The organism is Nonlabens arenilitoris (genome assembly GCF_002954765.1).
Classification (GTDB): Bacteria; Bacteroidota; Bacteroidia; order Flavobacteriales; family Flavobacteriaceae; genus Nonlabens; species Nonlabens arenilitoris.
The window spans coordinates 1-9622 of the sequence record NZ_MTPW01000003.1 but is presented as its reverse complement, the minus strand read 5'-3'; the positions used below and the strand labels follow the sequence as shown (position 1 = coordinate 9622).

12 protein-coding genes and 5 pseudogenes are annotated in these 9622 nt (G+C 35.7%); 8 read left to right on the top strand and 9 right to left on the bottom strand.

Translation table 11 applies throughout. From position 1 onward, the window contains the following. The 3 genes from BST92_RS14910 to BST92_RS15395 all read right to left on the bottom strand — a co-directional run. Window positions 1-236, bottom strand: a 236-nt coding sequence (locus BST92_RS14910) for a hypothetical protein (protein ID WP_146105174.1), incomplete at its 3' end; no start/stop codon positions are given. After that, window positions 233-667, bottom strand: a complete 435-nt coding sequence (locus tag BST92_RS14905) for a hypothetical protein (protein WP_105072305.1) — start codon at window positions 665-667, stop codon at window positions 233-235. The genes BST92_RS14905 and BST92_RS14910, both read right to left, overlap by 4 nt. Before the next feature lie 62 nt (window positions 668-729). Continuing rightward, on the bottom strand, window positions 730-852 hold the full coding sequence (locus BST92_RS15395) for a hypothetical protein (protein ID WP_281257042.1): 123 nt from the start codon (window positions 850-852) through the stop codon (window positions 730-732). 117 nt (window positions 853-969) lie between these two features. Between BST92_RS15395 and BST92_RS15085 the strand changes: the two genes are divergently transcribed. The 3 genes from BST92_RS15085 to BST92_RS15480 all read left to right on the top strand — a co-directional run bounded on the left by BST92_RS15085 (window position 970) and on the right by BST92_RS15480 (window position 1578). Continuing rightward, entirely contained in the window at window positions 970-1164 is a 195-nt protein-coding gene (locus BST92_RS15085; RefSeq protein WP_146105137.1) for a hypothetical protein, read from the top strand. Continuing rightward, window positions 1151-1294 (top strand): hypothetical protein, encoded by a 144-nt coding sequence (locus BST92_RS15485; protein WP_342747890.1) that lies wholly within the window; start codon window positions 1151-1153, stop codon window positions 1292-1294. The genes BST92_RS15085 and BST92_RS15485 overlap by 14 nt, the downstream gene beginning before the upstream one ends. A gap of 152 nt (window positions 1295-1446) precedes the next feature. Beyond that, window positions 1447-1578, top strand: coding sequence for a hypothetical protein (locus BST92_RS15480; protein ID WP_342747889.1), 132 nt, complete (start codon window positions 1447-1449; stop codon window positions 1576-1578). Between the two features lie 109 nt (window positions 1579-1687). Here the strand turns inward: BST92_RS15480 and BST92_RS14890 are convergent, their stop codons facing one another. Then, the gene (locus BST92_RS14890) at window positions 1688-2041 is read right to left on the bottom strand and encodes a hypothetical protein (protein WP_105072304.1); all 354 of its coding nucleotides are present in this window, start codon (window positions 2039-2041) and stop codon (window positions 1688-1690) included. After that, window positions 2038-2652 (bottom strand): hypothetical protein, encoded by a 615-nt coding sequence (locus BST92_RS14885; protein WP_105072303.1) that lies wholly within the window; start codon window positions 2650-2652, stop codon window positions 2038-2040. Before BST92_RS14885 ends, BST92_RS14890 begins: the two co-directional genes overlap by 4 nt. Here BST92_RS14885 and BST92_RS14880 point away from each other — a divergent pair. Further along, window positions 2651-3800 (top strand): annotated as a pseudogene (locus BST92_RS14880) (cysteine desulfurase family protein). The gene BST92_RS14885 and the pseudogene BST92_RS14880 overlap by 2 nt on opposite strands. A 35-nt stretch (window positions 3801-3835) precedes the next feature. On the opposite strand, the pseudogene BST92_RS15515 reads toward BST92_RS14880, so the two are convergent. Then, window positions 3836-4736: pseudogene (locus BST92_RS15515) on the bottom strand (TonB-dependent receptor); the annotation flags it as partial. Window positions 4737-4862: 126 nt separating this feature from the next. On the opposite strand from BST92_RS15515, the pseudogene BST92_RS14870 reads away from it, so the two are divergent. Next, window positions 4863-5777 (top strand): annotated as a pseudogene (locus BST92_RS14870) (TonB-dependent receptor); the annotation flags it as partial. A gap of 37 nt (window positions 5778-5814) precedes the next feature. Here BST92_RS14870 and BST92_RS14865 read toward each other — a convergent pair. Then, a pseudogene (locus BST92_RS14865) lies at window positions 5815-6965 on the bottom strand (cysteine desulfurase family protein). Here BST92_RS14865 and BST92_RS14860 point away from each other — a divergent pair. Next, the gene (locus BST92_RS14860; protein WP_105071185.1) at window positions 6964-7929 is read left to right on the top strand and encodes a hypothetical protein; all 966 of its coding nucleotides are present in this window, start codon (window positions 6964-6966) and stop codon (window positions 7927-7929) included. The pseudogene BST92_RS14865 and the gene BST92_RS14860 sit on opposite strands and share 2 nt — an antisense overlap. A gap of 5 nt (window positions 7930-7934) precedes the next feature. On the opposite strand, the gene BST92_RS14855 is transcribed toward BST92_RS14860, so the two are convergent. Next, entirely contained in the window at window positions 7935-8468 is a 534-nt protein-coding gene (locus BST92_RS14855) for a Smr/MutS family protein (RefSeq protein WP_170061728.1), read from the bottom strand. Beyond that, a complete protein-coding gene (locus tag BST92_RS14850; RefSeq protein WP_146105137.1) occupies window positions 8455-8649 on the bottom strand; it encodes a hypothetical protein in 195 nt (64 codons plus the stop codon). Before BST92_RS14850 ends, BST92_RS14855 begins: the two co-directional genes overlap by 14 nt. A gap of 117 nt (window positions 8650-8766) precedes the next feature. On the opposite strand from BST92_RS14850, the gene BST92_RS15390 reads away from it, so the two are divergent. Continuing rightward, a complete protein-coding gene (locus tag BST92_RS15390; RefSeq protein WP_281257042.1) occupies window positions 8767-8889 on the top strand; it encodes a hypothetical protein in 123 nt (40 codons plus the stop codon). 62 nt (window positions 8890-8951) lie between these two features. Further along, window positions 8952-9622, top strand: a pseudogene (locus BST92_RS14845) (hypothetical protein); the annotation flags it as partial.

Below are 9622 nucleotides of genomic sequence, written 5' to 3'. Positions count from 1 at the left end.
TACTGGATCAATTTGTGATAAAGAAGATGAAGGATTGTATTGTCCTCTAAAAACTTTTTCATATCCAATGCGCTAGGATAAGGATTACCTATAATGGCTACATCATCTAATGCGATAGTCATTGAAATGTCACCGTTAAGAGGTCTTCCTCTAAAATCTATTCTCTGACCTAAAAAGCCAGTAACAGCATTTGAAACTAAGTTAGGTCCACCACCGACTTGTTCTACACCTTTCATAGTAAAGCTATTCCAGGTTCTACATCTGCTGTAATTACTCTAGTCCAGTTACCGTAACTTCCGTTTCCACTTCCTGCTAGATCATATTTGTACAACCATCGACCTGAAATTTCTAAAGGTCTAGTCACCGTTAGTGTAGATAAATCTTGGACATCAGATCTTCCAGTAGGGTTGCCTATCCCAGTTAACGTCGCTTTTTGTGCATCGATAACCAAATTAGTTCTCAAGTCGGTATTCGGAGCAGCAGCGTCAAAACCGGTTTCAGTAAATCCAGCTTGTAATACCGGAAAGTAAATTTGTTCACTTAAGTCAAAATCTTGATTTCCTATACCTGTTGGGTTTCCTACCGGAGAAGACCAATAATTATAGGTATATTCATTTGATGTTCCTTCTTGAAATACAGATAAAATACCAGCTCCTTCATTGTCCACATTATCACTTTGAATTAATTGAGCTTCGTTTCTTAAATATAACTTTCCGTTGGTAGAAAGATTTATTTTCCCTTTGCATACAGGTTAGTTCCTTTGGAATAAATAAAACCATCACCTACATAAACCTGAGCAGCTCCAACGCTTAAGGTAAGAATTGTAATTAAACTTAAAATAAAATTTTTCATATTAAATACTATTAACTAGCGATTACAAAATAAAAGCTTTTCAGACCTACACAGGAAAAGTTTTACGTAAATATTGATTCCTTACACTTAAATTAGATGTATGGTGTAAATTTGACGATGAATATGATAAATATAAAACAATTTAACGGAATTCTGCTTATCGCAGGTATTCTATTTTTACTGTGTTCTATGTATTTTGAGAATGGTGTTTTGTTCTTTCAAATTGCTGGAATCGTTTTGCTTATGATTGCTGCTTATCAATATAGTCGTGATAAGCAAGAAGATAATATTGATGAAAATGAGGAAATTTAAGGTAGGTGATCGGGTATTGGTATTAGACGATGAGTTTGGTGGTGTAGTCGCTTCCGCGAAAGCGAAATTAATTACCATCATTACAGATGATGATATTGAATCGATTACCATGAATCAGAGCTTATTTTAGATCAAAGATTTAAAGTTGATCGTGTTGTTGTAAAGCAAGAGGTTGCTATTCAAAAAGGAAAAAAGCGTCAGGTTTCTCGTAAAAAAGCTAAGGAAATTCCAGCTGTAGAAATAGATCTGCACATCCATCAATTAGTAAAAAGTGAACGTGGTATGGATGCTTTTGATAAACTTAATACACAAATGGATACAGCACGATATAAGTTAGAATGGGCTCGTAAGGAACGTATTCCTAAACTTGTTTTTATACATGGTGTAGGTGAAGGTGTCCTTAAAAAGAGCTAGAATTTCTGTTTGATCGCTATAATGATATTACTTATTATGATGCTGATTTTCAGAAATATGGTAGAGGTGCCACTGAGGTTTATATATATCAGAATCCTAAATAAAAGCTCTAAGGGACAAAATTAGGTGTGATCGTCTTTGTCACTGTTCTTACAAATGTTCCAAACTCGTAAAAAGCGATAATGATTTCTCTACTGTCGCTAGTTGCTGTTAAATTTTCTATACTAATATCTAAACTTGCCGTACTTGAGTACTCATGTGGTCTAAATGTGTCGATGGCTGGACTAGCCATTTCTGTAGAATTGATAAGATAGTAAGGTTGTAAATCTGTTCCTACTAATAGGCGGTCATTTGCAGGGCTTAAATCACGATTAAGGTCTTCTTGTATGGTAGGGATGCCATCACCATCGTCATCATTATCTAGATAATCTGGTATTCCATCACCATCTGTATCCTGACTCAAGAAAGATCGGTAAGGTTAATCCCTTCATTAATAGTTAATACATTATCACCATCGTCATCTTCATCAATGTAATCTGGTAGACCATCCATATCTGTATCTTGCAAGGTCGCAATTCCTTCGTCAACAGCACTGATTCCGTCATTGTCTTCTTCTTCAATACTGGTTACAATATAGACGTCGCCATCTTCACCTATGAAGGTTTGTAAAGTTGTTGGGCTAGACGGAGGAATATCATTACAATAATAATCACTACCTGCTGCGTCACTAAGTTTACGGTATTCTAAATCATTAGTAGTTAAAGAATATGGACCATGTGTTGCCTCAGAACTCAAAATATCGTCTGTTGTAGACAATTGTAATGATATCGTTTCAGTATCATTAATCATATAGAAAAGATAATCTGACGTGTCCTCATCTTCTAGAATTTCACATGCTTGAACGGTGGCGCCTTCAAAGTCTAAATCATCTAGAATTAGGTCTCCATCATCACAGCCTATTAAAGCTATAGGAATTATTAGGTAAAGCAGTTTTTTCATATCTTCAAAAATAAGGATTACTATTCGAGCTTTAAAGTTAATTTTTAAGGTCATTTCTTTTACTTTTGCCGGCATGAGACAAGTATATTTAGATAGTGCCGCTACCACACAAATGAGAACTGAGGTTATTGATGAGATGACTCGAGTAATGCAAGACGTTTATGGTAATCCTAGCAGCACACATAGTTATGGCCGCAGTGCAAAATCATTAATAGAAAATGCTCGTAAAAACATCGCATCTCAACTAGGTGTCACCGCAGCAGAAATCATTTTCACATCTGGTGGTACTGAAGCAGATAATCTAGCTATTCACAGTTGTGTTCGTGATCTAGGAGTACAACGCATAATTACCACAAAAATTGAGCACCATGCTGTTCTTTATATTGTAGACTACTGTAAAGAGAAATATGGAACTCATGTTGAATATCTAGATTTACAAGATTGTGGAACGCCTAGTTATGATCACCTACAAGAGTTACTTAAAGATGAGTCTCAAAAAACTCTTGTGAGCTTGATGCATATTAATAATGAGATAGGTAACAAATTAGATATCGATCGAGTAGGGAATATGTGTAAAAAATACAATTCACTATTTCATAGTGATTGTGTGCAATCCATAGGTCATTATGAAATGGATTTCTCCACACTACCTGTTGATTTTACCGCGGTAAGCGCGCATAAATTCCATGGTCCTAAAGGTGTTGGGTTTGCTTTTATAAGAAAAGGTACTGGTTTAAAACCATTAATTTTAGGTGGTGCACAAGAACGTGGTTACCGTGCTGGTACAGAAAGTGTGCATAATATTGTAGGTATGGATAAGTCTTTATCTATGGCTTATGAAAACCTAGAAAAAGAACGCGAGTATGTTAAAGGTCTAAAAGATTATTTTAAAGCTCAGCTGTTAGAAAAATTCCTGAGTAAAATTTAATGGTAATTGTGGAGATCATAAAAATAGTACGTTTACTTTATTGAATGTCTGTCTTCCTTGTCCTGCAGATAAGGCAGCGATGTTACTTTTTACAATGGATTTAAAAGTTATTGCTTGTTCTAAAGGTAGTGCCTGCCAGAGTGGTTCTCAAAAAGGATCTCACGTATTAACTAATGTGCTAGCAGATGAAGACTTAAATAAACCTAGTCTGCGATTTAGTTTCTCTATCTTTAATACTAAAGAAGAGTTGGATTACGTGGTGGATGTTTTAGTAGAGTATCTAAAGTCTATTTAAAACGCTTCGCGAAAGCGTCATTCAAAGCTGAACTTTTATAGTCTAGCTACTAATCTTACATTAAATACTCGTGGCGTTAACTCATAGGTATAGCAAATTGCTGCTGACTAGAAACATCACGTACCCAAATGTAGTAATTGAGTTGCTTTCATCAAAGATGTTGTAGATCTCTGCACCTATGGTTACTTCAGTAAAATGCTGAATAATTTACTAGACTTTTTTCGTCTTTCAATACTAAATTGATACCTATATCTGCTCTACGATAATCTTGTAAACGGAACTGAAAATCATATGGGTCTGCATAATTAGGTGATCCGCCAGGTAGGCCTGTATTATATACTAAGTTAAATACATTTTTAAATGTGGCATGTAGGAACATAGTCTTGAAATAAGGCCGCAAATTTTAATCGTTGATCTGTTGGTCTTGCGATATAGCCTCTGCCATTTAAATTCTCTTCAGTCTTTAAATACCAGCACTGAACCAGCTCTCAGTACCTGGTACAAATTCACCATTAATACGCAAGTCTACACCATAAGCATAAGCAACGGCATCATTATTTGCTCTGTACCTGATGCGTACGTTTTCTAGTGTATAGTATTTACATCTGTCAAATCTTTGTAATAAACTTCAGTTGTTAATTTAAATGGTCGTTTTTTACCATCGCTAGATATCCAGTTAAAACTCCGTCGTTTCATTACAGCATGAATGGATTTTGTGCTTTTACAGCAGGATTACCACACCTTGCTGGTCACGTAACTTCTATAAAATGTGGTTGGTAATATAGTCCACCAGAAATGCGGAAGAGCATATCAGTATTATTCCAGGCTGTTTTATAGCGAGTTGACCACGTGCGAGACTACAGTTTGCGTTGTGCTTTCAATGCCGTCACCACTTACATTCCAGGTATGGGAACGTATCCCAGCGTTCCAAAAAACCTCTGTGTCTTTGATATAACCACGACTGCTATATTGACCAAATAATTGATAACGTGTCACTTGTACATCATTATCTGCACTAGTAGATTCAAAAGGAACGAGTGGTCATGTAAAAGGTTCATAAGGTTTTTGGAAGCTGGGATACGTTCCCATACCTGGAATGTAAGTGGTGACGGCATTGAAAGCACAACGCAAACTGTAGTCTCGCCACGTGGTCAACTCGCTATAAAACCAGCCTGGAATAATACTGATATGCTCTTCCGCATTTCTGGTGGACTATATTACCAACCACCATTTTATAGAGAGTTACGTGACCAGCAAGGTGTGGTAAATCCTGCTGTAAAAGCACAAAAATCCATTCATGCTGTAATAGGAAACGACTGGAGTTTTAACTGGATATCTAGCGATGGTAAAAAACGACCATTTAAATTAACAACTGAAGTTTATTACAAAGATTTGACAGATGTAAATACCTATACACTAGAAAACGTACGCATCAGGTACAGAGCAAATAATGATGCCGTTGCTTATGCTTATGGTGTAGACTTGCGTATTAATGGTGAATTTGTACCAGGTACTGAGAGCTGGTTCAGTGCTGGATATTTAAAGACTGAAGAGAATTTAAATGGCAGAGGCTATATCGCAAGACCAACAGATCAACGATTAAAATTTGCGGCCTTATTTCAAGACTATGTTCCTAACATGCCACATTTAAAAATGTATTTAAACTTAGTATATAATACAGGCCTACCTGGCGGATCACCTAATTATGCAGACCCATATGATTTTCAGTTCCGTTTACAAGATTATCGTAGAGCAGATATAGGTATCAATTTAGTATTGAAAGACGATAAAAAGTCTAGTAAATTATTCAGCAATTTTACTGAAGTAACCATAGGTGCAGAGATCTACAACATCTTTGATGAAAGCAACTCAATTACTAACATTTGGGTACGTGATGTTTCTAGTCAGCAGCAATTTGCTATACCTAATGAGTTAACGCCACGAGTATTTAATGTAAGATTAGTAGCTAGACTATAAAAGTTCAGCTTTGAAATGACGCTTTCGCGAAAGCGTTTTAAATAGACTTTAGATACTCTACTAAAACATCCACCACGTAATCCAACTCTTCTTTAGTATTAAAGATAGAGAAACTAAATCGCAGACTAGGTTTATTTAAGTCTTCATCTGCTAGCACATTAGTTAATACGTGAGATCCTTTTTGAGAACCACTCTGGCAGGCACTACCTTTAGAACAAGCAATACCTTTTAAATCCATTGTAAAAAGTAACATCGCTGCCTTATCTGCAGGACAAGGAAGACAGACATTCAATAAAGTAAACGTACTATTTTTATGATCTCCACAATTACCATTAAATTTTACTCCAGGAATTTTTTCTAACAGCTGAGCTTTAAAATAATCTTTTAGACCTTTAACATACTCGCGTTCTTTTTCTAGGTTTTCATAAGCCATAGATAAAGACTTATCCATACCTACAATATTATGCACACTTTCTGTACCAGCACGGTAACCACGTTCTTGTGCACCACCTAAAATTAATGGTTTTAAACCAGTACCTTTTCTTATAAAAGCAAACCCAACACCTTTAGGACCATGGAATTTATGCGCGCTTACCGCGGTAAAATCAACAGGTAGTGTGGAGAAATCCATTTCATAATGACCTATGGATTGCACACAATCACTATGAAATAGTGAATTGTATTTTTTACACATATTCCCTACTCGATCGATATCTAATTTGTTACCTATCTCATTATTAATATGCATCAAGCTCACAAGAGTTTTTGAGACTCATCTTTAAGTAACTCTTGTAGGTGATCATAACTAGGCGTTCCACAATCTTGTAAATCTAGATATTCAACATGAGTTCCATATTTCTCTTTACAGTAGTCTACAATATAAAGAACAGCATGGTGCTCAATTTTTGTGGTAATTATGCGTTGTACTCCTAGATCACGAACACAACTGTGAATAGCTAGATTATCTGCTTCAGTACCACCAGATGTGAAAATGATTTCTGCTGCGGTGACACCTAGTTGAGATGCGATGTTTTTACGAGCATTTTCTATTAATGATTTTGCACTGCGGCCATAACTATGTGTGCTGCTAGGATTACCATAAACGTCTTGCATTACTCGAGTCATCTCATCAATAACCTCAGTTCTCATTTGTGTGGTAGCGGCACTATCTAAATATACTTGTCTCATGCCGGCAAAAGTAAAAGAAATGACCTTAAAAATTAACTTTAAAGCTCGAATAGTAATCCTTATTTTTGAAGATATGAAAAAACTGCTTTACCTAATAATTCCTATAGCTTTAATAGGCTGTGATGATGGAGACCTAATTCTAGATGATTTAGACTTTGAAGGCGCCACCGTTCAAGCATGTGAAATTCTAGAAGATGAGGACACGTCAGATTATCTTTTCTATATGATTAATGATACTGAAACGATATCATTACAATTGTCTACAACAGACGATATTTTGAGTTCTGAGGCAACACATGGTCCATATTCTTTAACTACTAATGATTTAGAATACCGTAAACTTAGTGACGCAGCAGGTAGTGATTATTATTGTAATGATATTCCTCCGTCTAGCCCAACAACTTTACAAACCTTCATAGGTGAAGATGGCGACGTCTATATTGTAACCAGTATTGAAGAAGAAGACAATGACGGAATCAGTGCTGTTGACGAAGGAATTGCGACCTTGCAAGATACAGATATGGATGGTCTACCAGATTACATTGATGAAGATGACGATGGTGATAATGTATTAACTATTAATGAAGGGATTAACCTTACCGATCTTTCCTTGAGTCAGGATACAGATGGTGATGGAATACCAGATTATCTAGATAATGATGACGATGGTGATGGCATCCCTACCATACAAGAAGACCTTAATCGTGATTTAAGCCCTGCAAATGACCGCCTATTAGTAGGAACAGATTTACAACCTTACTATCTTATCAATTCTACAGAAATGGCTAGTCCAGCCATCGACACATTTAGACCACATGAGTACTCAAGTACGGCAAGTTTAGATATTAGTATAGAAAATTTAACAGCAACTAGCGACAGTAGAGAAATCATTATCGCTTTTTACGAGTTTGGAACATTTGTAAGAACAGTGACAAAGACGATCACACCTAATTTTGTCCCTTAGAGCTTTTATTTAGGATTCTGATATATATAAACCTCAGTGGCACCTCTACCATATTTCTGAAAATCAGCATCATAATAAGTAATATCATTATAGCGATCAAACAGAAATTCTAGCTCTTTTTTAAGGACACCTTCACCTACACCATGTATAAAAACAAGTTTAGGAATACGTTCCTTACGAGCCCATTCTAACTTATATCGTGCTGTATCCATTTGTGTATTAAGTTTATCAAAAGCATCCATACCACGTTCACTTTTTACTAATTGATGGATGTGCAGATCTATTTCTACAGCTGGAATTTCCTTAGCTTTTTTACGAGAAACCTGACGCTTTTTTCCTTTTTGAATAGCAACCTCTTGCTTTACAACAACACGATCAACTTTAAATCTTTGATCTAAAATAAGCTCTGATTCATGGTAATCGATTTCAATATCATCATCTGTAATGATGGTAATTAATTTCGCTTTCGCGGAAGCGACTACACCACCAAACTCATCGTCTAATACCAATACCCGATCACCTACCTTAAATTTCCTCATTTTCATCAATATTATCTTCTTGCTTATCACGACTATATTGATAAGCAGCAATCATAAGCAAAACGATTCCAGCAATTTGAAAGAACAAAACACCATTCTCAAAATACATAGAACACAGTAAAAATAGAATACCTGCGATAAGCAGAATTCCGTTAAATTGTTTTATATTTATCATATTCATCGTCAAATTTACACCATACATCTAATTTAAGTGTAAGGAATCAATATTTACGTAAAACTTTTCCTGTGTAGGTCTGAAAAGCTTTTATTTTGTAATCGCTAGTTAATAGTATTTAATATGAAAAATTTTATTTTAAGTTTAATTACAATTCTTACCTTAAGCGTTGGAGCTGCTCAGGTTTATGTAGGTGATGGTTTTATTTATTCCAAAGGAACTAACCTGTATGCAAAAGGAAAATAAATCTTTCTACCAACGGAAAGTTATATTTAAGAAACGAAGCTCAATTAATTCAAAGTGATAATGTGGACAATGAAGGAGCTGGTATTTTATCTGTATTTCAAGAAGGAACATCAAATGAATATACCTATAATTATTGGTCTTCTCCGGTAGGAAACCCAACAGGTATAGGAAATCAAGATTTTGACTTAAGTGAACAAATTTACTTTCCGGTATTACAAGCTGGATTTACTGAAACCGGTTTTGACGCTGCTGCTCCGAATACCGACTTGAGAACTAATTTGGTTATCGATGCACAAAAAGCGACGTTAACTGGGATAGGCAACCCTACTGGAAGATCTGATGTCCAAGATTTATCTACACTAACGGTGACTAGACCTTTAGAAATTTCAGGTCGATGGTTGTACAAATATGATCTAGCAGGAAGTGGAAACGGAAGTTACGGTAACTGGACTAGAGTAATTACAGCAGATGTAGAACCTGGAATAGCTTTTACTATGAAAGGTGTAGAACAAGTCGGTGGTGGACCTAACTTAGTTTCAAATGCTGTTACTGGCTTTTTAGGTCAGAGAATAGATTTTAGAGGAAGACCTCTTAACGGTGACATTTCAATGACTATCGCATTAGATGATGTAGCCATTATAGGTAATCCTTATCCTAGCGCATTGGATATGAAAAAGTTTTTAGAGGACAATACCAATCCTTCATCTTCTTTATCACAAATTGATCCAGTAAT

Bases quoted from the DNA above. Each gene is read 5' to 3' on its own strand.
- BST92_RS15085 (WP_146105137.1), top strand. From the start codon at position 970: ATGAATATGATAAATATAAAACAATTTAACGGAATTCTGCTTATCGCA.
- BST92_RS15395 (WP_281257042.1), bottom strand. From the start codon at position 852: ATGAAAAATTTTATTTTAAGTTTAATTACAATTCTTACCTTAAGCGTT.
- BST92_RS15485 (WP_342747890.1), top strand. From the start codon at position 1,151: ATGAGGAAATTTAAGGTAGGTGATCGGGTATTGGTATTAGACGATGAG.
- BST92_RS14885 (WP_105072303.1), bottom strand. From the start codon at position 2,652: ATGCCGGCAAAAGTAAAAGAAATGACCTTAAAAATTAACTTTAAAGCT.
- BST92_RS14855 (WP_170061728.1), bottom strand. From the start codon at position 8,468: ATGAGGAAATTTAAGGTAGGTGATCGGGTATTGGTATTAGACGATGAG.
- BST92_RS14850 (WP_146105137.1), bottom strand. From the start codon at position 8,649: ATGAATATGATAAATATAAAACAATTTAACGGAATTCTGCTTATCGCA.
- BST92_RS14860 (WP_105071185.1), top strand. From the start codon at position 6,964: ATGCCGGCAAAAGTAAAAGAAATGACCTTAAAAATTAACTTTAAAGCT.
- BST92_RS15390 (WP_281257042.1), top strand. From the start codon at position 8,767: ATGAAAAATTTTATTTTAAGTTTAATTACAATTCTTACCTTAAGCGTT.
- BST92_RS15480 (WP_342747889.1), top strand. From the start codon at position 1,447: ATGGATGCTTTTGATAAACTTAATACACAAATGGATACAGCACGATAT.